Here is a 21,580-nt window from a genome sequence, read left to right on the forward strand (position 1 = left end):
GATTACGATGGCCAGCATCATTTTCGACTTGATCGCGCTCGTTCTCGAATTGGTGTTCTGGGTCGTCTGGGCGGCCTTGCCGACCGTTTTCTATTTCACTGCACTGGCGCTGCTATTCGTAACCACCTTCGGCAGGATCACTGTCGAATTCCCGGAAAGCTTGAGCCGGATCGGCTGGACAGGCCTCTTGCAGATCAGGCGCCCGGTCGAAGGCCGGATGACACTGTCCCCAGCGCTCGGCGTGATCGTGGGCTTCGTCGTCTGGGCCATCGTCGTGAGCGCGGTCGTCATCTTCCACGCCTACCGGTCGTAACGCCTCAGGCGTTGAACCAGCCCTTCGCATCGCCGGTGAAGGAGAAACACAGGCCCAGCGTCGTCAGCACGCAGGAGACGATCTCAATGGCGCTGTCGAGCTCCAAGCCGTTTTGGGCTATGATCCGGGCAAGCCCGATCACCGACAGTGCCTGCGCGACCGTCAACAACAAGCGCGGCCAGTTCTTGCGCCCATGCGCAGCCAGCCAGACGAGATAGACGAAGAGCAGGATCATGACCCCTCCCGTTAACGTCCTCGTCATGATCACCTGCTCGGTCAGCTCGGCATTGGGCGTGCGGTCCTGCACCGCAACGGACAAGGCGTCCAGCATCAACGATGCATAGAGCAGCGCTTCGAAGCGCTGGACGTTGGTAGGTAGGCTCATCGAATGCCGATCTATTCTTGGCTATTCTTTTGGGAAGTCCAGGCCCATCTCGCGATAGCGATCGGGATCGTCGCCCCAGTTCTCGCGTACCTTGACGAAAAGGAACAGGTGCACCGGCATGTCCAGGATCTGCATCAGCTCTTTCCGCGAGTCGGCGCCGATCGACTTGATGGTGGCGCCGCCCTTGCCGAGCACGATCTTGCGCTGGCTTTCGCGCTCGACGTAGATCGTCTGCTCGATCCGCACCGAATGATCCTTGCGCTCCTCCCACTTGTCGGTCTCGACCGTGGACTGGTACGGCAATTCCTGGTGCAGCTTCTGATAGATCTTCTCGCGGGTGATCTCGGCCGCCAGCTGCCGCATCGGCGCGTCCGACATCTGGTCCTCGGGGTAGAGGAACGGACCCGGCGGCACCATGTCCGCGAGCGTCTTGCGGATGTCGTCGACGCCATCGCCCGAGATCGCCGAAATCATGAAGGTCCTTGCGAACGTCATGCGCTCGTTGGCGGCCTGCGCCAGCGCCAACAGCTTCTCGCGCTGGACCAGATCGACCTTGTTGATGACGAGGATCTTGTCGTGATTGACGCTGGCGGCCTTGGCGAGGATCGCCTCCGCCTCCTCGTCGATCCCGGTCTTCGCATCGAGCAGCACGCAGACCAGATCGGCATCATGCGCCCCGCTCCAGGCGGTCGAGACCATGGCGCGGTCGAGCCGGCGCTTGGGCGAGAAGATGCCGGGCGTGTCGACAAGGATAATTTGCGCGTTGTTCTCGATGACGATGCCGCGGATCAGCGCGCGCGTGGTCTGCACCTTGCGCGAGACGATCGTGACCTTGGCGCCGACCAGCGCGTTGACCAGCGTCGACTTGCCGACATTCGGGGCGCCGATCAGCGCGACGAAGCCGCAGCGCGTCGCGCCGGGTGCCCCGCCGCTTGCTTCAACCGTCATTGCTGCCGCCGACGCCTTCGCGTTCGATCATCACTGACGCTGCCACTTTCTCTGCCGCGCGCTTGCTGCCGCCGATACCCTCGGCCGGGGCCAGGCCCGGCAGATCGACGGCGACACGGAACTGCGGATCGTGATGCGGGCCGGTGCGCTCGACCTCGCGATAGACAGGCGTCGGCAGTCCCTTGCCTTGCGCCCATTCCTGCAGCACGGTCTTGGGATCGCGCAAGGGCCGGCGCGGCTTGTGCATCCGCTCGGTCCAGTTGCGCTTGACGAATTCGGCTGCCGCCGCATGGCCGCCGTCGAGGTAGATGGCGCCGATCACGGCCTCGCAGATGTCGCCGAGGATGGATTTGCGCAGGCGGGCATCGGCACTGGAGCCGACCGAGCCCAGCTTGATGTCGTCGACGAGACCGAGCGACTTGGCGACGTCCGCGCAGCTCTCCTTGCGCACGAGCTCGGCAAGCCGCTTGGACAGCTCGCCCTCATCTGCGTTCGGGAAGGCGTGATACAGCATGTCGGAGACGACGAGCCCGAGCACGTGGTCGCCGAGGAATTCCAGCCGCTGATAGCTGTCGCCTCGCTTGCGCCCGGACTTCAGGGCCGAGACATGCGTGATCGCCTGCATCAGCATATTTGGATCGGCGAAGCTGTGGCCGATCCGCGCCTCGAGCGCCGCGTTGGCATTCGTGCCCTTGGCCTTGCTGCTCCGCGGCCGTTTCTTCTTGGCAGGCGCCTTCGCCGCAGCTTCGCCCTCGGGAGCGGCTTGCGCCTCGGTCGGTTGGATCGCGATGTCCTTGGCTTCGTCTTTCATCGGACGATTTTGAAGAACCGATTCCAGCGCACCGCCCACGGCCAGCGCCAGAGCATCCAGGCGTGCTCGCCTTCAGCGATGGAGAAGAAGATCATCTGGGCGCGGCCGATCAAGTGCTCCTGCGGGACGTAGCCGACCTGGCCGAGAAAGCGGCTATCGGTGGAGTTGTCGCGGTTGTCACCCATCATGAAGAAGTGGCCGGCCGGGACGGTGTAGACGTTGGTGTTGTCCATGTAGCCGTTGTCGGCGCAATCCAGCGTCTCATAGGACACGCCGTTCGGCAGCGTCTCCTTCCAGCGCTTCACCCGGGAGATGCCGCCGCCTTCCGAGCCGCAAGGGTCCTCGCCGACATATTCGCTCATGCGCTGCCGCTCGACGGGCGTATCGTTGATGTAGAGCAGCCCGTCCCGCATCTGGACACGGTCGCCAGGAAGCCCGATCACGCGCTTGATGTAGTCGGTGGAATCGTCCTTCGGCAGGCGAAACACGACGATGTCGCCACGAGCGGGGTCCGAGCCCCAGATCCGCCCGGAGAACAGCGGCGGCGAGAACGGAATCGAATAATGGCTGTAGCCGTAGGAATATTTCGAGACGAACAGATAGTCGCCGACCAGCAGCGTCGCCTTCATCGAGCCGGACGGGATGTTGAAGGGCTGAAACAGGAAGGTGCGGATCACGAGCGCGATCAGGAGAGCATGAATGACGACCCGGATCGTTTCGCCGACGCCGCTCTCAGTTTTCGTTCCCGAAGTCACGCTCATTGCTCTCTCAATTCCGGCCGGCGATCATAGAGCGCCCTCCTCCCGCGAACGGCCCACCGGTTCGCGGCGCAAGGAGATTGTCCTGATTCTGATAGTGAGGGCCAATTCCGGCGTAAAGCCGAATTCGCCCAGGCTGATTTGCGTTCGCGGACTTTTAGACGGTTGTCGGAGGCCACGCAATCAAGGATCGCATCAAAACTGATTAAGATATTGATTTACAAAGAAAAACACAAAACGCCCGAGCCGCGATCAAGGTTTCGGCAGCGGGACGGCGGAAATCACGACAAAGGCCTGCGCCAGCGGCCAGTCGTCGGTGATCGAAAGGTCGATCCGCGCCTCGAACCCCTCCGGCGTCAGGGCCTGGAGCCGCGCCAGCGCGCCGCCGGTCAGCTGCATGGTCGGCCGCCCGCCCGGCAGGTTGACCACCCCCATGTCGCGCCACCAGACGCCGCGCCTGATGCCGGTGCCGAGTGCCTTGGAGCAGGCCTCCTTGGCGGCGAAGCGCTTGGCGTAGGTCGCCACCACCATCTTCTCGTTCTTGGCGCGCCGTTCCGCCTTGGCCCGCTCGGCCGCGGTGAAGATGCGGTCGAGAAAACGCTCGCCGTGGCGCTCGATCACCTTGGCGACGCGGGTGATGTCGATCAGGTCGGAGCCGATGCCGATGATCATGCCCGGCTCCGGCCACGATCCATCGCCGCGCGCATGCTGCGCACGGTCTCGGCCAGCCCCACGAACAGCGCCTCGCCGATCATGTAATAGCCGATGTTCAGCTCCATGATTTCGGGCAAGCTCGCGATCTTCTCCGCCGTCGCATAGTCCAACCCGTGGCCGGCGTGAACCTCAAGTTCGGCGTCCTTCGCCAGCTTCACCCCGGCCACGATCCGCTGCCATTCGGCCTCGGCCTTGTCGGTGTGGCCGTCGACGACGGCATCGCACCAGGCACCGGTGTGGATCTCGATCACGGGGGCGCGCAGCCGTGCCGCCATCTCGATCTGGGCGGGATCGGCCGCAATGAACAGCGAGACGCGGATGCCGGCTTCGCTCAGCCGCGCGATATAGGGCGCGAGCGCGTTGTGCTGGCCGACCACGTCCAACCCGCCTTCGGTCGTCACCTCCTGGCGCCGCTCCGGCACCAGGCACACCGCGTGCGGCTTGGTGGCGAGCGAGATCCGCATCATGTCGTCCGTCGCGGCCATCTCGAAATTGAGCGGCTTGGAGATCTCCGCCTTCAGGCGCGCCATGTCCTCGTCGCGGATGTGCCGGCGGTCTTCGCGCAAATGTGCGGTGATGCCGTCGGCGCCGGCCTCGATCGCGAGCAGCGCGGCGCGCACCGGATCGGGATGGCGGCCGCCGCGCGCGTTACGCACGGTTGCGACGTGATCGATATTGACGCCGAGGCGGAGCGGAGGTGCGGGCATTTCAGAACTCGCGAAATCAGAGGGAGCGGCGCATGCGAGATGCGCCTATCCATTAACACGTTCGACTTTGGCGACGACCGCCTTCGCGCGCAGCTGGGCCAGGATCGCGCTGAGGTGCTTCAAGTCGTAGACTTCGAGATCGATCGTCGTCTCCGTGAAATCGGGCGAGCGGCGCTGCATGCTGATATTGTCGATGTTGCCGTCGTGCTCGGCGATCACGGTCGCGATCTGCGCCAGCGCGCCGGGCTCATTGACGTTCTCGACCTTGATGCGGGCCGGGAAGCGCTGCGGCGCGGAATCCTCGATGTCCCAGCGGACGTCGAGCCAGCGCTCCGGCTCCTCCTCGAAATCCTTCAGGGCCGGCGCCTGGATCGGATAGATCGTGATGCCCTCGCCCGGCGTGACGATGCCGACAATGCGATCGCCGGGGACGGCGCCTCCGTTCGGCGCGAACTTCACCGGAAGGTCGGAATTGATGCCGCGGATCGGGATCGCGACCGGGCTGCGCGCTGGCTCGGAGACCCCCTTCTCCTTGAGCTTGGCCGCAAGCCCCTTCTTGACGCCGTAGCGCGCGATGCGTTCCTCCTTATAGTCGGGGTACATCGCGCGCGCGACGTGGGAGGCCTTGATCTCGCCGCGCCCGACCGCCGCCATGACGTCCTCGATCGAGGTGCGCGCGAGCCGCGGCAGCGCGCCCTTGAGCTTGTCGTCGGCGTATTCAATCTTGGCGCGCTCGAACAGGCGCTCGACGATGCGCCGGCCGAGCCCGACATATTGATCGCGTACCGCGGTGCGCGTGGCGCGGCGGATCGCGGCGCGCGCCTTGCCGGTGACGGCGAGCGTTTCCCAGGCCGACGGCGGCGCGGACTGCGCCTCCGAGGTCAGCACCTCGACCTCGTCGCCGTTCTGAAGCTCCGAGGACAGCGGCGCGAACTTGCCGTTGATCTTGCAGCCCACCGCGCTGTTGCCGACGTCGGTATGCACCGCATAGGCGAAGTCGATCACGTTGGCATGGCGCGGTAGCGCGATCAGCTTGCCCTTCGGGGTGAAGCAGAACACCTGGTCGTGGAACAGCTCGAGCTTGGTGTGCTCGAGGAATTCCTCCGGGTTCGCGCTTTCCGAGAGGATGCCGATGGTGTGGCGCAGCCAGGCGAACGCGTTGGACTCGCGCTTGAGGAATTCGGTCGGCGAACCCACGCCCTCCTTGTAGAAGACGTGCGCGGCGATGCCGCGCTCGGCGATCTGGTCCATCGCCTCGGTCCGGATCTGCAGCTCGACGCGCTGGTTGCCGGGGCCGATCACCGTGGTGTGGATCGAGCGGTAGTCGTTCTGCTTCGGCGTCGAGATATAGTCCTTGAAGCGTCCGGGCACGACCGGCCAGGTGGTGTGGACGATCCCGAGCGCGCGATAGCAGGCCTCGACGTCGCTGACGACGAGGCGGAAGCCGAAGATGTCGGACAATTGCTCGAAGCCGACCGACTTGCGCTCCATCTTGGTCCAGATCGAGAACGGCTTCTTGCGGCGGCCATAGACCCGCGCCCCCAAGCCCCGGTGGCGCAGATTGTTGGAGAGCTGGTCCTCGATCTCGCCGATCAGGTTGCGGTTGCGCTCAGCCAGCGCGTCGAGCCGCTGCATCACCACCGAATAGGCTTCGGGATCGAGGGTGCGGAAGGACAGATCCTCCAGCTCCTCGCGCATTTCCTGCATGCCCATGCGCCCGGCCAGCGGCGCGTAGATGTCGAGCGTCTCCTCGGCGATGCGCCGGCGCGATTCCGTCGGCACGAAATCCAGCGTGCGCATGTTATGCAGGCGGTCGGCGAGCTTGACCAGAAGCACGCGGACATCGTCGGCAATGGCCAGCAACAATTTGCGCAGGTTCTCGGCCTGCTTGGCCTCGCGCGAGACCAGCTCGAGCCGCTTCAGCTTGGTCAGCCCCTCGACCAGCGCGCCGATTTCAGGTCCGAAGATCTGGTCGATCTCGGCCCGCGTCGCCTCGGTGTCCTCGATCGTGTCGTGCAGCAGCGCCGCCACGATGGTGGCGTCGTCGAGCTTGAGGTCGGTGAGAATCGCCGCCACCTCGAGCGGGTGCGAGAAATACGGATCGCCCGAGGCGCGGGTCTGCGAGCCGTGGGCCTTCATGGCGTAGACGTAGGCACGGTTCAGCAGGTCTTCGTTGGTGTTGGGGTTGTAGGACCTGACGCGCTCGACGAGGTCATATTGACGCATCATCCGGGCGCGAGGCCTGGCGGGGCGCGCGACCGGCGCAGTCGGGGCCACGGCAACCGATTCGGTTGCGGCCTGCATCTGCGTGGATCTGCGGCGCCGATATACCATGCCGTCCTGCCTTCAAACGGGCTTGAACCGGCCCGTTGCATACATCCTAACTCCGATCGCGCTCGTGTCCGATCAATTCAGTGACAGGGCCAAGCGCCGACCGCAGCGCTATGGTAACCACGAAAAGGTCAACAAAAGCAAAGGCCCGAACGATCGTTCGGGCCTTTGATATGATCACAAGAAGAAGATGATCGCGATGGAGGAATTACTCGTCTTCCTCGGGCTGCTCCTCGGGAGGCGCGAGGCCTTCCAGGCCCTTCAGCAGCTCCTCTTCGGTCATGCGCTCCACGGCGACCTCGGTGTCGTCGGCATCGACGCTTGCCCCCGCGGAACCGATCAGCGGCACCGTATCCGGCTCGGGCTCGTCCACCTCGACGAACTTCTGCAGCGAGTGGACCAGCTCCTCGCGGAGGTCCTCCGGCGAGATCGTCGTCTCGGCAATTTCACGCAAAGACACAACAGGGTTCTTGTCGTTATCGCGGTCAACCGTTAGTTGTGAACCGGATGAAATCATGCGGGCACGGTGGGCGGCCAGCAGGACCAAGTCAAACCGGTTGTCGACCTTGTCGATACAATCTTCTACGGTGACGCGAGCCATGGACTGTCGCTCCGTTGTGGGTGGGACGAATTATGTGGATGATTGGGGCTAGTTATAGGGGGCGGGACGGTTTCGCAAGACCATTTTGTGATTTGGCCTCGCCAAACCGCTCTGCTACCCCCACATTGGGGTTGGGACGGGTGGTTTTCCGGGCTGCCGTTGGGGGCGGCCCCGGGGTGTATGCAAGTCCGCCATAACTATACCTTGATTGCCCCGACTTCTCCGGATTTGCGGTTTCGACGGGTTTCTGCGGCACTCTAGAACTGCGCGGCCTGTTGTCGCCGCGCCAACAAAAAACGATCAATCACGAACGCTACGCGAGCAAACTGAATGTCACCTTCTTCTACCAACAAGATCGCGCTCTTCATCGACGGGGCCAATCTCTACGCGACGGCGAAAACCCTCGGCTTCGATATCGACTACAAGCGCCTGCTGAAGGAGTTTCAGAGCCGCGGGACGTTATTGCGGGCGTTCTATTACACCGCCATCATCGAAGACCAGGAATACTCCTCGATCCGCCCGCTGATCGACTGGCTGGATTACAACGGCTACACGGTCGTCACCAAGGCGACCAAGGAATTCATCGACGCCTCCGGCCGCCGCAAGGTGAAGGGCAACATGGACATCGAGCTCGCCGTCGACGCCATGGAGCTCGCCGAGCACATCGACCAGATGGTGCTGTTCTCGGGTGACGGCGACTTCCGCTCCCTGGTCGAGGCCGTCCAGCGCCGCGGCGTGCGGGTCACGGTGGTCTCCACCATCGCCAGCCAGCCGCCGATGATCGCCGACGAGCTGCGCCGCCAGGCCGACGTCTTCACCGACCTCGTCGAGCTGCAATCCAAGCTCGGCCGCGATCCGTCCGAGCGCCCCGCCCCGCGTGACCGCGGCGAGCGTGGTGAACGCCACCACGCCCCGCAATTCCTCCAGCGCGCGACCACGACGGCGCCGAGGGGCGATGACGACTTCGAGGAGTGAGGCGGCCCGGTCAAGCCGCCAGCCTCTCACAATCGTTCCCGACCGTGACTGCCCGCTCTGTCCGCGCCTGGTCGCCTTCCGCCAGGCGAACCGCGCGCGCGAGCCCTCGTGGCACAATGCGCCGGTTGCGCCCTTCGGCGACATCAAGGCCCGCCTCCTGATCGTGGGCCTCGCCCCGGGAATGCAGGGCGCCAACCGCACGGGGCGGCCGTTCACGGGCGATTATGCCGGCGACCTGCTCTATGCCACGCTGATCGAATACGGCTTTGCCCGGGGCACCTATCAGGCGCGTCCCGACGACGGCCTAAAACTCGTCGACTGCCGGATCGCCAATGCCGTGCATTGCGTGCCGCCGCAGAACAAGCCGCTGCCGATCGAGATCAACACCTGCCGCCAGTTTCTCGTGGCCAATCTGGCGACGATGCCGAAGCTGCGCGCGATCGTCGCGCTCGGGCGAATTGCGCACGACAGCGTGCTCAAGCCGCTGAATCTGAAGGCCTCGCAAGCCCCCTTCGGCCACGGCGCGGTGCATCAGGCGGGCGCGTTCCGGCTCTACGACAGCTATCACTGTTCCCGCTACAACACGAACACCGGCGTGCTGACGCCAGACATGTTCAGATCCGTGTTCGCGAAGGTGAAGGCGGATCTCGATTAGCTAGAGCATGATCCGGAAAAGTGCGTAGCGGTTTTCCGAAAAGATCATGCTCAAACAATAAGCTAAAGCCCGATGACGATTCACCCTAATCGCATCGCGCTTTATTGACGGGATTCGCCTTGAGCCAGGCCAGCACGTCGCCGGCGTTCCGGTCCGGTGGAAACACCGGATAGAACACGTGCGTGATCCTGGTGTCGTCGATAACAAGCGCGAGGCGCTTGATCAGCGTCAAGCCCGCGACCTCCATGGTCGGCAAGTTCAAGGCGCGCGTCAGCGCCAGCTTCTCGTCCGAGAGCACCGGGAACGGCAGATGCAGGCGCGAGGCCATCTCGATCTGATAGTCGTTGCTCTGGGTCGAGAGACCGAATACGTGCGAGGCGCCGGCGGCCTTCAGCTCGGCGTAGAGATCGCGAAAGGCGCAGGTCTGGGGCGTGCAGCCGCGCGCTCCGGGGATCATGTCCCAATCGTCGACCAGCGCGATCTTGCCGGGCTCGCCGGTGCGGGGATAGGCGAACACCACGGTGCGGCCGCCCAGCGCCGACAGGGTGACCGACGTGTCGTCGGTCGCGAGCAGGCCGATCGGCGGCAACGTCATGCCCTCAAGATGCGCGGCGGCGCCATCGTCGGAAGGCGCGGGAATCTGGCTCCAGTCGACCTCGAGCAGGTTCCGTTGATTCATCTCGTCATCCCCTCGCCCGCAGCAGCCGGCCCTTCTCCCGGCTCCAGTCGCGCTTCTTCTCGGACTCGCGCTTGTCGTGCAGCTTCTTGCCCTTCGCAATCGCCAGCTGCAGCTTGGCCCGGCCGCGCTCGTTGAAGTAAAGCTTGAGCGGGATCAGCGTCATGCCCTCGCGGTCGACCGCGCCGATCAGCTTGTTGATCTGGCGGCGGTGGAGCAGCAGCTTTCGCGGCCGCTTCGGCTCATGGTTGAAGCGGTTGCCTTGGAGATATTCGGGAATGGTGGCGTTGATCAGCCAGATCTCGCCGTTCTTGGAATCGGCATATGATTCCGCGATCGTGCTCTTGCCGTTGCGGATCGACTTGACCTCGGTGCCGGTCAGCGCAATGCCCGCCTCGATCGTGTCCTCGATGGCGTAGTTGAAGCGCGCCTTGCGATTTTCCGCCATCACCTTGATCGGACGTTCGTTCTTATCGGCCATGACGGGCAAACCTGATCGAGATGCGCTCGGATTCTAACAGTTCGGATGAAGTGGGCGCGTCACTTCTTGAGGAGATCGCGGATCTCGGTCAGCAACTCGACCTCGGCCGTCGGCTTGGGCGGAGCAGCGGGTGCCGCCTCCTCCCTGCGCTTCAAGGTGTTCATGGCGCGGATCACCAGGAACAGCACGAAAGCGACGATGATGAAGTTGATCGTCAGCGTCAGGAAGCTGCCGTAAGCAAGGACGGCGCCTTGCTTTTTGGCATCCGCCAAGTTGGTGGCGGTGACCGCCTTCGACAAGGGGATGAAGTAGTTCGAGAAGTCGAGGCCACCGGTGACGGCGCCGACGATCGGCATGATGACGTCACCCACCAGCGAGGTGACGATGCCGCCGAAGGCCGCGCCGATGATGACGCCGACCGCGAGATCGACGACGTTGCCCTTCATGGCGAACTCGCGGAACTCCTTGAGCATCCGCGCGCCCTTTTCCTCCACGCTCATGAAAGGCTCCCCGAACGTCTCATGCGTCAGTTGATCAGGCCGGCGTGAACCATCGCGCTGCGCACGGCAACCCGCGTCGGCTCGGACACCGGAACCATCGGCAGCCGCAGCGTCTCGTCCAGCTTGCCGAGCAGCGACATCGCGTACTTGATCGGCGCCGGATTGCTCTCGATGAAGAGGTTGTTGTGCAGCGGCATCAGCTTGTCGTGGATCGCGAGCGCCGCCTTGGTGTCGCCCTTCTGCCAGGCGGCGTGGAACTCCGAGCACAGGCGCGGCGCGACGTTCGAGGTCACCGAGATGCAGCCATGGCCGCCATGGGCCATGTAGCCGATGATGGTGGCGTCCTCGCCCGAGAGCTGGTTGAAGTCCTCGCCCATCGCCGCGCGCTGCTGCGACACGCGCACCATGCTGGCGGTGGCGTCCTTGACCCCGGCGATGTTCTTCAGCTCCCACAGCCGCTTCATCGTGTCGACCGACATGTCGATCACCGAGCGCGGCGGGATGTTGTAGATGATGATCGGAATGCCGATCGCATCGTTGATCGCCTTGAAGTGCTGGTACATGCCTTCTTGCGTCGGCTTGTTGTAATAGGGCGTGACGATCAGCACGGCGTCCGCGCCCGCCTTTTCCGCGTGCTGGGACAGCTCGATCGCCTCCTTGGTCGAGTTGGAGCCGGCCCCGGCGATGACGGGCACGCGGCCCTTGGCTTCAGCGATGCACCATTCCACGACCTTCTTGTGCTCGTCATGGCTGAGCGTCGGGCTCTCGCCGGTGGTGCCGACCGGAACGAGGCCGTTGGTGCCCTCGGAGATCTGCCAGTTGACCAGGGAGCGGAACGCCGCCTCGTCGAGCGAGCCGTTCTTGAACGGGGTGACCAAGGCGGTGAACGACCCTCGGAATTTCGTCTTGGCTGCCATGGACTTCCTCCGTACGCGGCGATCTCTTGAGCAAGCCCCCTTCATATCGGGTCTATCCGGCTGGTAAAAGACCCGGGGTCGGTGCGAGGCTGCGTTTAGGCCGCGATTTTGCCGCGGTGCTGGTGCAAATCGGCCCCGAGGTAAGCGGCTGTTGGTATTTTCTCCGCATATTCAAGCAAATTCAGCTAGGTCTTGAGCCACTTCACTGATTCGGGGCGACGAAACGCCGTGACCTCCTTTGCTTCTGCCGCGTGGCGATCCCTGGGTATGGCATTGTGCCTGATGGCCGGCCTGTCGATGGACTGCGCCGCGTTCGCCAAGTCCAACGAGACGGCCGCGGCGACCAAGGATCCCGCCAAACCAGCTGCCAAGGACGCGGCGAAGGGCCCTCCCAAGGGGTCGACCAAGGAAACGGCGAAGGACGCAGCCAAGGGAACCGGCACGGACGCCGCGAAGGCTGCAAGCAAGGGCGCGCCTGGCGCCCCCGCCAAGGACGCCGCGAAGAAGCCGGACCCCGGCAAGACCGCCAGCAAGGAACCGGCGAAGGACAAGCCCAAAGACCAACCCAAGCCTGCGGCCGCCGCTCCCGTTGCGACAGCACCTGCTTCCGCACCAAAGGCAGCGCCGACTGCGAGCGGCGCGCCGCCCAAGGCAGCCCCCGCCCCGGCCGTGACTGCCACCGTCAAACCGACTGCGCCGGCCCCAGCGAGACCGGCCGCAGCTCCCATACTGGCGCCTGCAACGCGCCAGCATGCAGCGCCGCGCAAGCCGGTCATCCCGGCCGCCGTCGCCGCGACGTCATCGACGTCGCAGGCTGACAAGGACACCCTGGAGAGCGTCATCGAGCTCGTGCGCAAGCGCAAGGCCGCCGACGCCACCAATGCCGCGGCCGGCATCTCCGATCCGGTCGCGCGAAAGCTCGCCGAATGGATCATCCTGCGCAGCGAGGACAACGGCGCGACCGTGGAACGCTATCGCGCCTTCCTCTCAGCCAATCCGAGCTGGCCGTCGCAGACCTTCCTGCGCCGGCGCCTCGAGGCCGCGATGTGGGACGACAGGCGCGACGAGGCCGTCGCGTGGTCGTGGTTCGAGAACGAATCGCCAATCTCCGCCAAGGGCCGCTTCATGCTCGCCAAGGCGATGCTGGCGCGCGGCGACCGCGCCAATGCCGAGCGGCTGGTGCGCGATGCCTGGCGCGCCGATCCGATGTCGGAGGACACCGAGAACAACGCGCTCGATCAGTTCGGCGCCCTGCTCACGCCGGGCGACCAGAAAGCGCGGATGGACAACCTGCTCTACGGCAGCGAGAACGAGGCGGCGCTACGCGCCGCCAAGCGTCTCGGCGCCGGCTATGTCGCGCTCGCCAAGGCCCGCATCGCCGCGGTCAAGAAGGCGCCGAACGCGCGGGCGCTGCTCGATGCCGTGCCGCGCGAGCTGCACGGCGATCCCGGCTTCGTCTTCAGCAAGATCCAGCTGCTGCGTCGCGAAGAGAAGTTCACTGAAGCCGCCCAGCTGATGCTGTCCGCGCCGAAGGATCCGGGTCGCCTCCACAATCTCGATGAATGGTGGATCGAGCGGCGCCTCCTGGCGCGCAAGATGATCGACACCGAGGAATTCCGTAGCGCCTATCTGATCGCGCGCGACGCCGCCCTGCCCTCGCGCGACATCTACAAGACCGAGCAGGAGTTTACCGCCGGCTGGATCGCGCTGCGCTTCCTCAACGATCCCGCGACAGCCGCGCAGCATTTCGCCCGCATCGGGGTCGGCAGCGTCAATCCGACCGCGCTGGCGCGTGCCGGCTATTGGCAGGGCCGCGCTGCCGAGGCGATGGGCCGCCAGCAGGAGGCACGCAATGCCTATGCGCGGGCGGCCGAGCAATCGACCAGCTATTACGGCCAGCTCGCGCGCGCAAAGCTCGGCCTGCCGCAGATCGAGCTCAACAGCCAGCCGCGCGGTCGCGGCGCCGAGCGGCTCGAGATCGTGCGCGCCGCGCAACTGCTCTACGAGCTGGACGAGCGCGAGTTCGCGATACCGCTGCTCGCCGACATGGGCGAGAACGGCGATCCCGAGGCGCTCGCCGGCCTCGGCGAGCTCACCCAGCGCTACAGCGACGCGCGCGGCATGCTGCTGCTCGGCAAGGCCGCGCTCAACCGCGGCCTGCCGTTCGACTTCTACGCCTACCCCGTCAACGGCATTCCTCAGTTCACGCCGATCGGCCCCGAGGTCGAACGCAGCATCATCTATGCGATTGCGCGGCAGGAGAGCGCGTTCAACCCGTCGGTGGTCTCGCCGGCGCAGGCCTACGGGCTGATGCAGGTGACGCCGGATGCCGCCCGCTACGTCTGCAAGCGCCACGGCGCAACCTACGACCTGGGGCGGCTGAAGAACGACTCCGTCTACAACGCCACGCTCGGCTCGGCCGAGCTCGGCGGACTGCTCGAGGATTATCGCGGCTCCTACATCATGACGTTCGCCGCCTACAATGCCGGCCGCGGCAGCGTGAAGAAGTGGGTCGAGCGTTACGGCGATCCGCGCGACCCCAAGGTCGACGCGGTCGACTGGGTCGAGCTGATTCCGTTCTCCGAGACGCGCAACTATGTGCAGCGGATCATGGAGAACCTTCAGGTCTACCGCGCCCGTTTCGGCGGCGGCACCCGCTTGCAGATCGAAGCCGATCTGCGCCGCGGAGCCGTCAGCGTGCAGTAACGGGCGTCGATGGCCCGATAGAAACAGAGCCTGGTTGCTGGGCAGGGCTCGGCAGGATTCGTCGACGGCACCAGCGACCTGACGATAGAGTTGGAACGAGCGTTTCGTTCCCACGCTCCGGCTAGCTTATACCTCAACTGCCAGTGTTCCACTTACAGCAGTGCATGGCGATCGCGTCGGAACAATCGGTGCCTGCGGTCTCAACCCGACCTATGCCTTCAAGGAGTGAAGGGGCCAACATGGTGACCTGATCGCTCTCGTCGAGAGGGCGCAGCTCGCCCGCGAATGCGAAACGCCTCAAGCACGGGATCCGATTCTCACCACATCCTGTCGGGGGCGGACCGGCCGTGAGGCGGGCGGACCGGGCGGGCCGAAGTCGGCTGGGACCAATATGGGTTCGCAAGGCACATCGCGGGCAATCCCATCGCAGAAGCCTTGCAATCCTCCCAGGACCGGTAGCTGCAGTAGATCCGGTTGCTGCCGCCCCACTTCCATTGCTGGAGGCACACCGGATAATTGGGGTTCAAGGGTTCGGCAGCTGCCGGTGCGAACACGGCCGTAACCCCGGCGACCATTGATGTCACGGCCAGCACGCTCAGCATCCGTCCCCAGCTCGTCGAAATGGTCATGGTCAGAAGCTCCCTTACCGCGGTCTCGAACGATCTGCCTTTTAGGTGCCCGCTTCATGACCCGCAAAGAAAAACCCCGGCAGTTTCCTGCCGGGGTTCTTCGATCAACCTAGGGTCGATCTTAGAAGTTGCGCTGAGCGCGCAGGAGCATCTGGAGGTTACCCTGATCCTTCAGCTCGTAGGTCGCTGCGGGCTTGGCAACAGCCAGGTTGGCCGTGTTGGCGCCCGTGACGACGCCAGAGTGCTTCTGGTCGAGCCAGACGTAGCTCACGTCAGCCGTGAAGGCGAGACCCTTGACCGGAGTCCAGACCAAGTTGCCACCGACAACCGCGAGGTTGAAGTCGGGGTTACAGGTCGAGCCAGCGACGGGGGCCAGAGCAGCAGCGAAGTTGGCGCAGATCAGAGCCTTGCTCGCATCGCCATAGCGGAGCGATGCATAAGCACCGTAGATGCCCGACGACCAGTTCGGGGACCAGTTGTGGGTATAACCACCGCGGAAGCCCCAGGTCTTGACGGTCTCGATCCCGGTACCGGAACCAAACACGCCATCAGCAATACCGGCGAAGCCGACGCTCTGATAGGCAATGCCGCTGCCGCCGTAGATGAAGATGGTCTGCGGGAACAGGCTCTGGAAGTTGTACCGCGAAGCACCGTCGGTGTAGACCGCCTGCAAGTTGATCGAGTCGCCCGCACCGGTCGGGATGTTCTTGATCGACAACGCACCCTGAACCGCCCAGCCCCACTTGTCCGACGGATGACCAGTGGGCTCCGTCGTACCGTAATAAGCCGAATGGAGTTCGTGCGCCGCCGCCGAGATCTGGAACAGACCCCAGGCCTGATCGACACGAACCTGACCGACGATGTCGGGCATGCGCGTGCCACCCCAATCGTTGACACCGTAGATGCCCTGGATGAAGGCAGCGCCCGCAGCTGCGGTCGTGGCGAAGCCACCAACTGCACCCGCAACGCCCGTCACGCTTGCGTTCCAAAGGTTCGACTGGCCGCCAGCGGCGGTCGTCATATCCTGCAACGCGACCGAACCCGTGATGCCCTGGCCGAAATCAGCCGTGTAGGCGACTTGGTTCACACCGGTGACGTTGTTGCTGCCGCCCGGAAGGAAGTCGGGACCGCCAGCCGGATAGCTCTGCCACGGTGCGTCGAAGATCGAGACGGTGCGGCCGAAGGTGAAACCAGCGAACTGGATGAACGCATGGTAGAGGCCGAGCGAAGCCGAACCGACCGAGAAGGCAGATGGGGCGCTGCCGGTCACCGACGTGGCATCCCAGCTGAAAACCGTATCGGCGTAGGTGCGGACCACGCCGTACTCGGTTGCCGTGCGGGTATCGATGGTGAAGTCCAAACGAGCGCGGGTCTGGTAGTAGTTGTCCAGACGGTTGTTGGCGCCGCCGGGAGCGCCCTGGCCAATGCCGTAGTCGCTGTTCGTGTTAAACAGCATGTCGGCACGCAGATAGCCGCCGAACTTGATGCAGGTGTCGGTGCCCGGAATGTAGTAGAATCCAGCACCGTACAGGGAGCAGATCTTCACGTACTCGACCGCCTTGGCCTTCACGGGGAGATCGGCTGCCTGAGCTCCGCCCACGGCGATCAGACCCGCCGCTGAGCCGAGCAAAAGGCTCTTAACCAACTTCATGTTAAACCTCCAAGTTGCTCTTCAGGGAAGGTCACTGACCGGACGGCCAATTCCCCAACCCCCTCTAAATCACCGCTTTCGGCCCCTTCGCGTCTTCGGACACACCCGCATGAACGCGAGGGACTTAAGCGAATGACCTAAACGGGACGACCTCGGGATGCCCCCCTCCGTCGCTCAGTCACAATTACCGAACGTCCTTGCACACACAACAAGAGAACGCTCCGAAACGGGCCGTTGCAGCGTGTTTTCCAACGGGTGTTGCACAAATAACACGCAGATGTGATCAAACCGCTCTCATAACGCGTTGTTTACATTGAGGTTTTCGGAGCGGTTCCAAATGCCATCAAAGTTCCGCACATGAGGCGCCGCGCGCGAGAGCTCGGCTTGAGCCAGCTTTGAGGCGCTCGAATCGTGGAATCAGAAGGAGACTCAATGGGCAGGCATCGACCTGCCTCCCCGCCGCAATCTGACGAAGCAGGTCCCTGCAATGCCTCGGCCGCCCGGGTCGCGCGCTCTATCCCTCTCTATATGGAGATATGGAGGTTGCGGGGCGGGACGACCGGGCCGGACAGCTCGGCGAAGCAGGATCTGGAGGTGCTCGTCCTTTCTTTGCACCTTTGAATTTCCTCGCAAATTCAGCGCCATGCCCTCGTTCGAGCGCAAACCCGTCTCGTTTCGCAAATCACTGGGAATATTCGAGCGAAAACACGCGCTTCCAAATTGACCAGCCCGAGCAAATAGATGCATAAGGCTCGCACCGGAGAGGTGGCCGAGTGGCTGAAGGCAACGCTTTGCTAAAGCGTCATACGGTCTCAAGCTGTATCGAGGGTTCGAATCCCTCCCTCTCCGCCACCCCAGAATCCCGGAAGCAGAATCAAGGTCTCTGCGCGCGTCCAGCGGAAGGCGAAGGGCGACGCCGGCACGAAAGTTCCGCAGAAGGATGAGGGCGGCGAGCCCCCCGATTCGCGCGCTCCCTATATATGTGAGCCCCCACCCAAAATGCCGGATCGCCAGACCCGCCAATGCGAGGGCGCTATCAGCACGGCCTCGTCGGCCCAGACATTGAGCAAGATGCCGCTCTTGCGCCGGCATGGAAAGGACCATGGCACAATTCCTGTTTGGTGCAGACGCCCGAGCTCCAGGTCGCACTCGTCGGGAGCGATCTGAATCGGCAGCCATCGTCTATTCGTAGCCTGGTTGCTCATGCCGTCGGATTCCAGGCGGCGGTGTGACGGAGAAACTTCACGGCACCGGGCCTGCCCGTGCGAAACAAGCGCAGGCGGCGCGGCCGTTGTTCTCGCGGGCAAAGGTGACTAGAGTTTTTGCACCATTTCGCCCGAGCACAGACCCCCCTACGTCGGGTCGAGAAACCCATCGCATGTCGCAACAAGGCCGCAACAAGGGAGCCTCGGCCCCCTCCTCACTCCATCCGTCGGCTATTCTGGACCAGGCAATTGCGGCGCACCGTTCGGGCAATCTGTCGGAAGCGGAACGGGCCTACACGACCATCCTGAAGGGGAGCAGAACGCATGCCGTCGCGCTCCATATGCTGGGACTGTTGCACGCCCAGCGCGGACAGTTTGCCGACGCCGAGCCTTTGCTGAAGAAGGCTGCGCGCGTCGACCCCGGCAATCCCGACGTGCTTTTCAACTATGCCAACGTGCTGCGCGCGCTGAACAAGCCGGACGATGCGCTCGTCTGGCTTGCGAAAGTGATCGCCCTGGCTCCGAACTTCGCGGACGCGCATCTCAATCGCGGAGCGATCCTCATTGCACGGCAGCAGCTTGGCGACGCCATAGCCGAGTTTGATCGCGCCATTGCGGTCGCACCGTCGAGCGCCGCGTTCGCCAACCGAGGCAGCGCATTGCACCAGCTTGGCCGACTCGAGGAAGCGCGTGACAGCTACGGCCGCGCCATCGAGCTTGCAGCGGGCGACCCACAGAACCATTTCGCGTTATCCGAGGTTCTTGGCCAGCTGGGACGAGACGACGAAGCGATCGTGGCTCTGGAACGAACAGTCGCACTTGATAAGACGTTCCCGTTTGCGCTGAGCAACCTGGTTGCTTGCAAGCGGAAGCGCGCCGACTGGAGCAGTTTCGAATGTGAACAGGCCGCCATGGACGAAGCTGTCGAGGCGGGCGTGCCGATCGACCCCTTCGCCTTCTTTCATGTCTCCTCATCGCCTGCACGCCAATTGACCTGCGCGAAGGCCTATGTCGCCAAGGTGACCCCCGACGGCGGTGCCGCCAGGCCCGCAACGCCGCGTCCGGCGCCCCGGCTCCGGGTCGCGTACATGTCGGCCGATTTTCGCAGTCATGCCACCGCGTATTTGATGGCCGGAATCTTCGAGGCGCACGACCGCGAGCGCTTCGACGTCACCGCCATCTCCTGCGGGCCCGACGACGACAGCCAGATGCGCGACCGCCTGAGGGCCGCATTCGAACGTTTTGAAGATGTCGGCGATCTCGCCGACGAGGACGTCGTCAAGCTGATCGGCCAGCTCGAGATCGAGGTTCTCGTCGATCTCGGCGGCTTCACCGCCGGTGCACGGCCGAAAATCATTGCGCGCCGGCCGGCTCCTATCCAGGTGAGCTATCTCGGCTTTCCCGGCACGATGGGCGCCCCCTATGTCGACTATCTCATGGCCGACCGGATCGTCATCCCCGAAGCAGAGCAGCCTTATTACGCCGAGAAGGTGATCTATCTTCCCAATAGCTACCAGGCGACCGACGCGAAGCGACCGCTCCCCTCAAATCCACCGAGTCGGAGCCAGCTCGGACTGGCGGACGATGCGTTCGTCTACTGCGCGTTCAACAGAAGCCCCAAGATCACGCCGCCATTGTTCGGCGTCTGGATGCGGCTGCTCGACAAGACCCCCGGAAGCGTCCTTTGGCTGCTGGATGGTGACCCGGTCGCCACGGAGAATCTGAAGCGCGAAGCCGTTGCGCGGGGGATTGCCGCCGAGAGAATCGTGTTCGCTCCGCGCGTCCCAGCTGACGAGCATTTGGCGCGCCACCAGGTCGCCGATCTGTTCCTGGACACATTGCCCTACAACGCCCACACCGGGGCCAGCGACGCCCTCTGGGCTGGCCTGCCGGTCCTGACGTGCATTGGGACCACTTTTGCCGGACGCGTTGCAGCCAGTCTCCTGAACGCCGTAGGCCTTCCCGAGCTGGTGACGCGATCGCTGGAGGAATATGAGGCTTTGGCGCTTCGGATCGCGCACGATTCCGAGCTTCGCGTCGCGCTCAGGAGCAAGCTGGCGGCGCGCCGGACCACTTGGCCGCTTTTCGATACTGTCCGCATGACGCGGGATATCGAAAAGGCATTCGACGAAATCTGGCGCAGGCATCGCGCCGGCGAAGCGCCGGCCTCGTTTGCCGTGCAAACCTTACTATGAAGCCGCCGCGGCGCGATGGCGCCGCACGGTCAAGGTCCGGTTCCCAAGCGACGTGACGCTCAGTGCGCGCAGACCCAGGCTCTCGCCTCACGCTGCGCGGCGGAGATCTCGGCGTCCGACATCTGGCCGGCGATTTCCTGGCGCAGCACCACGGCGTCCTTGCGGCCCTTCAGCGCGGCGAGATTGAACCATTTGTGCGCGGCGACGAGATCGACGATGCCGGAGCGGCCGCTCGCCCAATAGATCCCGCGCTCGAACAGCACGTCCGACAGCGCGCTCGCATCGACCGGCGTCGCCGTCTCCAGATCGAAAGTACCCTGAAACATCACGCATCCCCTTTGTTCTTATGCCGCCTCGTCCCCCGAGCGCGGCTCCCGTCCAACTCTGATGTGCATGACCCTTGCCGGGATCGTGCAACGTTCAACTCTTCCCCACCGCCGTTTGCCGGCTTGTTGGAGGCGATGATGGCGGGCAAATTTGAATGGCAGTTTAAGCATCGCGATGAAGCAGACGTAAACGCGAGCGGGCGCCTCCTCTGCCGAGAATTCAAGAAGTCCTTGATTCGCAGGCGCTTCTGTCATTCGTCAGATTCGGTTTACCCTGGGATTTCAGGACATCGATAACCATCGCGCGCGGTGGCGCAGGTCATGTGGCTGCTTTTCTTGTCGTCATCCGCGCCCCGGCTTCGCCCTAGGCATTCGGTCTCGGGCCGTCCAAGTTCGGCGAAGGCGGCAGGCGGGTGATCCAGTATCCAGCCGCCGCAATCGTTCCACGACAAGCCGCGCGTGCTGGATCGGCCCGTCGGAGCCGGGCGGCGACACCGCAGGGCGAAACGACGCGCGATCACGCCACAGGCCGCCTTGCCTCTCCAAGCCAAGCGATCAAGCCGGCATGACAGAAGCGCGCTCGGACGCGACGCGGTCAAATCAACGATGTGAGGGAGAGGAATGCCGGCAATGCCCCGGCTTCAAGGGAACGAGGGCGTCGGCGAACACGTCAGGACCAGATTCCACTTTGGCCCGAAGGCCTGTCGTGAAATTGCGGAGCCCGTTTGAGGAGAACCGCACCGAACGAAGAAAACTCGTTTCTTCTGCCGGACCGCGAAAGAGAACGGTCCGACCGTTGACCTGATGTCTCGCCGACACCCTCTATCGTCGACCAGAACCTCTAGGAGGCGCTGATGACGTGCCGGCTATCTGGAGCCGGCAACTTCAGAAGCGAAGTTACTTCTTCTTCTTCGCGACCTTGCGGGTCTTCTTCGCAGTCTTCTTCACTGCGCTCTTCGCCTTCTTCGCCTTCTTCGCTTTCTTGGCCATGTTGCCCTCCGATGTGTGAGATGGCTTTAATCGCTGCGTGCACTCGGGGATCGAATGCACTTCATCCCGAATACACCAACACGAAGAAAAAAACAGCTTCTCGCTT

The 21,580-nt window shown here is 63.8% G+C and carries 20 protein-coding genes and 1 tRNA gene; 6 read left to right on the top strand and 15 right to left on the bottom strand.

Going from position 1 to position 21,580, the window contains the following annotated elements; translation table 11 throughout:
- Nucleotides 1-7: 7 nt before the first annotated feature.
- Nucleotides 8-313, top strand: coding sequence for a hypothetical protein (locus ACVWYQ_RS06985; RefSeq protein WP_275510116.1), 306 nt, complete (start codon nt 8-10; stop codon nt 311-313).
- 4 nt (nt 314-317) lie between these two features.
- Here ACVWYQ_RS06985 and ACVWYQ_RS06990 read toward each other — a convergent pair whose 3' ends face one another.
- The 8 genes from ACVWYQ_RS06990 to rpoZ form a co-directional block, all read right to left on the bottom strand.
- Nucleotides 318-698: a hypothetical protein gene (locus ACVWYQ_RS06990; RefSeq protein ID WP_275510117.1), complete on the bottom strand. Its 381-nt coding sequence runs from the start codon at nt 696-698 to the stop codon at nt 318-320.
- Between the two features lie 21 nt (nt 699-719).
- Nucleotides 720-1,646, bottom strand: a complete 927-nt coding sequence (era, locus tag ACVWYQ_RS06995) for a GTPase Era (RefSeq protein ID WP_157287362.1) — start codon at nt 1,644-1,646, stop codon at nt 720-722.
- The gene (gene rnc, locus ACVWYQ_RS07000) at nt 1,636-2,457 is read right to left on the bottom strand and encodes a ribonuclease III (protein ID WP_271538101.1); all 822 of its coding nucleotides are present in this window, start codon (nt 2,455-2,457) and stop codon (nt 1,636-1,638) included. Before rnc ends, era begins: the two co-directional genes overlap by 11 nt.
- Nucleotides 2,454-3,218: a signal peptidase I gene (gene lepB, locus ACVWYQ_RS07005; RefSeq protein WP_036015031.1), complete on the bottom strand. Its 765-nt coding sequence runs from the start codon at nt 3,216-3,218 to the stop codon at nt 2,454-2,456. Before lepB ends, rnc begins: the two co-directional genes overlap by 4 nt.
- A gap of 249 nt (nt 3,219-3,467) precedes the next feature.
- Entirely contained in the window at nt 3,468-3,887 is a 420-nt protein-coding gene (gene acpS / locus ACVWYQ_RS07010) for a holo-ACP synthase (protein WP_025036721.1), read from the bottom strand.
- Nucleotides 3,884-4,636 carry a pyridoxine 5'-phosphate synthase gene (locus ACVWYQ_RS07015; RefSeq protein WP_157287360.1) on the bottom strand — a complete coding sequence of 251 codons (753 nt, stop codon included), beginning with the start codon at nt 4,634-4,636 and terminating at the stop codon, nt 3,884-3,886. Before ACVWYQ_RS07015 ends, acpS begins: the two co-directional genes overlap by 4 nt.
- A 45-nt stretch (nt 4,637-4,681) precedes the next feature.
- A complete protein-coding gene (locus ACVWYQ_RS07020; RefSeq protein WP_271538102.1) occupies nt 4,682-6,970 on the bottom strand; it encodes a RelA/SpoT family protein in 2,289 nt (762 codons plus the stop codon).
- Nucleotides 6,971-7,175: 205 nt separating this feature from the next.
- A complete protein-coding gene (rpoZ, locus tag ACVWYQ_RS07025) occupies nt 7,176-7,568 on the bottom strand; it encodes a DNA-directed RNA polymerase subunit omega (protein ID WP_007603391.1) in 393 nt (130 codons plus the stop codon).
- 330 nt (nt 7,569-7,898) lie between these two features.
- Between rpoZ and ACVWYQ_RS07030 the strand changes: the two genes are divergently transcribed.
- Together ACVWYQ_RS07030 and ACVWYQ_RS07035 are read left to right on the top strand one after the other, a co-directional pair.
- Entirely contained in the window at nt 7,899-8,543 is a 645-nt protein-coding gene (locus tag ACVWYQ_RS07030) for a LabA-like NYN domain-containing protein (protein ID WP_157287358.1), read from the top strand.
- Nucleotides 8,524-9,198: a uracil-DNA glycosylase gene (locus ACVWYQ_RS07035; RefSeq protein WP_404540714.1), complete on the top strand. Its 675-nt coding sequence runs from the start codon at nt 8,524-8,526 to the stop codon at nt 9,196-9,198. The genes ACVWYQ_RS07030 and ACVWYQ_RS07035 overlap by 20 nt, the downstream gene beginning before the upstream one ends.
- Nucleotides 9,199-9,283: 85 nt before the next feature.
- On the opposite strand, the gene ACVWYQ_RS07040 is transcribed toward ACVWYQ_RS07035, so the two are convergent.
- The 4 genes from ACVWYQ_RS07040 to dapA are packed head-to-tail and all read right to left on the bottom strand — an operon-like array spanning nt 9,284 to nt 11,772.
- Nucleotides 9,284-9,877, bottom strand: a complete 594-nt coding sequence (locus ACVWYQ_RS07040; RefSeq protein WP_404540712.1) for a peroxiredoxin — start codon at nt 9,875-9,877, stop codon at nt 9,284-9,286.
- A gap of 4 nt (nt 9,878-9,881) precedes the next feature.
- Nucleotides 9,882-10,355, bottom strand: a complete 474-nt coding sequence (smpB, locus tag ACVWYQ_RS07045; protein ID WP_128265290.1) for an SsrA-binding protein SmpB — start codon at nt 10,353-10,355, stop codon at nt 9,882-9,884.
- A gap of 59 nt (nt 10,356-10,414) precedes the next feature.
- Nucleotides 10,415-10,828, bottom strand: coding sequence for a large conductance mechanosensitive channel protein MscL (gene mscL / locus ACVWYQ_RS07050; protein WP_157287375.1), 414 nt, complete (start codon nt 10,826-10,828; stop codon nt 10,415-10,417).
- A 53-nt stretch (nt 10,829-10,881) separates the two neighbouring features.
- On the bottom strand, nt 10,882-11,772 hold the full coding sequence (dapA, locus tag ACVWYQ_RS07055; RefSeq protein ID WP_028179703.1) for a 4-hydroxy-tetrahydrodipicolinate synthase: 891 nt from the start codon (nt 11,770-11,772) through the stop codon (nt 10,882-10,884).
- Between the two features lie 282 nt (nt 11,773-12,054).
- On the opposite strand from dapA, the gene ACVWYQ_RS07060 reads away from it, so the two are divergent.
- A complete protein-coding gene (locus ACVWYQ_RS07060) occupies nt 12,055-14,478 on the top strand; it encodes a transglycosylase SLT domain-containing protein (protein WP_404546194.1) in 2,424 nt (807 codons plus the stop codon).
- A 317-nt stretch (nt 14,479-14,795) separates the two neighbouring features.
- Here the strand turns inward: ACVWYQ_RS07060 and ACVWYQ_RS07065 are convergent, their stop codons facing one another.
- Both ACVWYQ_RS07065 and ACVWYQ_RS07070 read right to left on the bottom strand, forming a co-directional pair.
- The gene (locus tag ACVWYQ_RS07065) at nt 14,796-15,107 is read right to left on the bottom strand and encodes a DUF3551 domain-containing protein (RefSeq protein WP_456725540.1); all 312 of its coding nucleotides are present in this window, start codon (nt 15,105-15,107) and stop codon (nt 14,796-14,798) included.
- A gap of 121 nt (nt 15,108-15,228) precedes the next feature.
- Entirely contained in the window at nt 15,229-16,758 is a 1,530-nt protein-coding gene (locus ACVWYQ_RS07070) for a porin (RefSeq protein WP_271538105.1), read from the bottom strand.
- Nucleotides 16,759-17,517: 759 nt separating this feature from the next.
- Between ACVWYQ_RS07070 and ACVWYQ_RS07075 the strand changes: the two genes are divergently transcribed.
- Both ACVWYQ_RS07075 and ACVWYQ_RS07080 read left to right on the top strand, forming a co-directional pair.
- Nucleotides 17,518-17,610 (top strand) — tRNA-Ser (locus tag ACVWYQ_RS07075).
- Between the two features lie 376 nt (nt 17,611-17,986).
- Nucleotides 17,987-20,158 carry an O-linked N-acetylglucosamine transferase, SPINDLY family protein gene (locus ACVWYQ_RS07080; RefSeq protein WP_456725541.1) on the top strand — a complete coding sequence of 724 codons (2,172 nt, stop codon included), beginning with the start codon at nt 17,987-17,989 and terminating at the stop codon, nt 20,156-20,158.
- Between the two features lie 59 nt (nt 20,159-20,217).
- Here ACVWYQ_RS07080 and ACVWYQ_RS07085 read toward each other — a convergent pair whose 3' ends face one another.
- Nucleotides 20,218-20,484 (bottom strand): hypothetical protein, encoded by a 267-nt coding sequence (locus ACVWYQ_RS07085; RefSeq protein ID WP_157287348.1) that lies wholly within the window; start codon nt 20,482-20,484, stop codon nt 20,218-20,220.
- Between the last annotated feature and the right edge of the window lie 1,096 nt (nt 20,485-21,580).

Source organism: Bradyrhizobium sp. USDA 3397 (assembly GCF_054060965.1).

Excerpts from the sequence above, each read along its gene's own strand:
- rnc (WP_271538101.1), bottom strand. The coding sequence starts at position 2,457 with ATGAAAGACGAAGCCAAGGACATCGCGATCCAACCGACCGAGGCGCAA.
- rpoZ (WP_007603391.1), bottom strand. The coding sequence starts at position 7,568 with ATGGCTCGCGTCACCGTAGAAGATTGTATCGACAAGGTCGACAACCGG.
- era (WP_157287362.1), bottom strand. The coding sequence starts at position 1,646 with ATGACGGTTGAAGCAAGCGGCGGGGCACCCGGCGCGACGCGCTGCGGC.
- ACVWYQ_RS07070 (WP_271538105.1), bottom strand. The coding sequence starts at position 16,758 with ATGAAGTTGGTTAAGAGCCTTTTGCTCGGCTCAGCGGCGGGTCTGATC.
- mscL (WP_157287375.1), bottom strand. The coding sequence starts at position 10,828 with ATGCTCAAGGAGTTCCGCGAGTTCGCCATGAAGGGCAACGTCGTCGAT.
- ACVWYQ_RS06990 (WP_275510117.1), bottom strand. The coding sequence starts at position 698 with ATGAGCCTACCTACCAACGTCCAGCGCTTCGAAGCGCTGCTCTATGCA.
- ACVWYQ_RS07020 (WP_271538102.1), bottom strand. The coding sequence starts at position 6,970 with ATGGTATATCGGCGCCGCAGATCCACGCAGATGCAGGCCGCAACCGAA.
- ACVWYQ_RS07065 (WP_456725540.1), bottom strand. The coding sequence starts at position 15,107 with ATGACCATTTCGACGAGCTGGGGACGGATGCTGAGCGTGCTGGCCGTG.
- ACVWYQ_RS07085 (WP_157287348.1), bottom strand. The coding sequence starts at position 20,484 with ATGTTTCAGGGTACTTTCGATCTGGAGACGGCGACGCCGGTCGATGCG.
- ACVWYQ_RS07015 (WP_157287360.1), bottom strand. The coding sequence starts at position 4,636 with ATGCCCGCACCTCCGCTCCGCCTCGGCGTCAATATCGATCACGTCGCA.
- acpS (WP_025036721.1), bottom strand. The coding sequence starts at position 3,887 with ATGATCATCGGCATCGGCTCCGACCTGATCGACATCACCCGCGTCGCC.
- ACVWYQ_RS07030 (WP_157287358.1), top strand. The coding sequence starts at position 7,899 with ATGTCACCTTCTTCTACCAACAAGATCGCGCTCTTCATCGACGGGGCC.
- ACVWYQ_RS07035 (WP_404540714.1), top strand. The coding sequence starts at position 8,524 with ATGACGACTTCGAGGAGTGAGGCGGCCCGGTCAAGCCGCCAGCCTCTC.
- lepB (WP_036015031.1), bottom strand. The coding sequence starts at position 3,218 with ATGAGCGTGACTTCGGGAACGAAAACTGAGAGCGGCGTCGGCGAAACG.
- ACVWYQ_RS06985 (WP_275510116.1), top strand. The coding sequence starts at position 8 with ATGGCCAGCATCATTTTCGACTTGATCGCGCTCGTTCTCGAATTGGTG.
- smpB (WP_128265290.1), bottom strand. The coding sequence starts at position 10,355 with ATGGCCGATAAGAACGAACGTCCGATCAAGGTGATGGCGGAAAATCGC.
- dapA (WP_028179703.1), bottom strand. The coding sequence starts at position 11,772 with ATGGCAGCCAAGACGAAATTCCGAGGGTCGTTCACCGCCTTGGTCACC.
- ACVWYQ_RS07040 (WP_404540712.1), bottom strand. The coding sequence starts at position 9,877 with ATGAATCAACGGAACCTGCTCGAGGTCGACTGGAGCCAGATTCCCGCG.
- ACVWYQ_RS07060 (WP_404546194.1), top strand. The coding sequence starts at position 12,055 with ATGGCCGGCCTGTCGATGGACTGCGCCGCGTTCGCCAAGTCCAACGAG.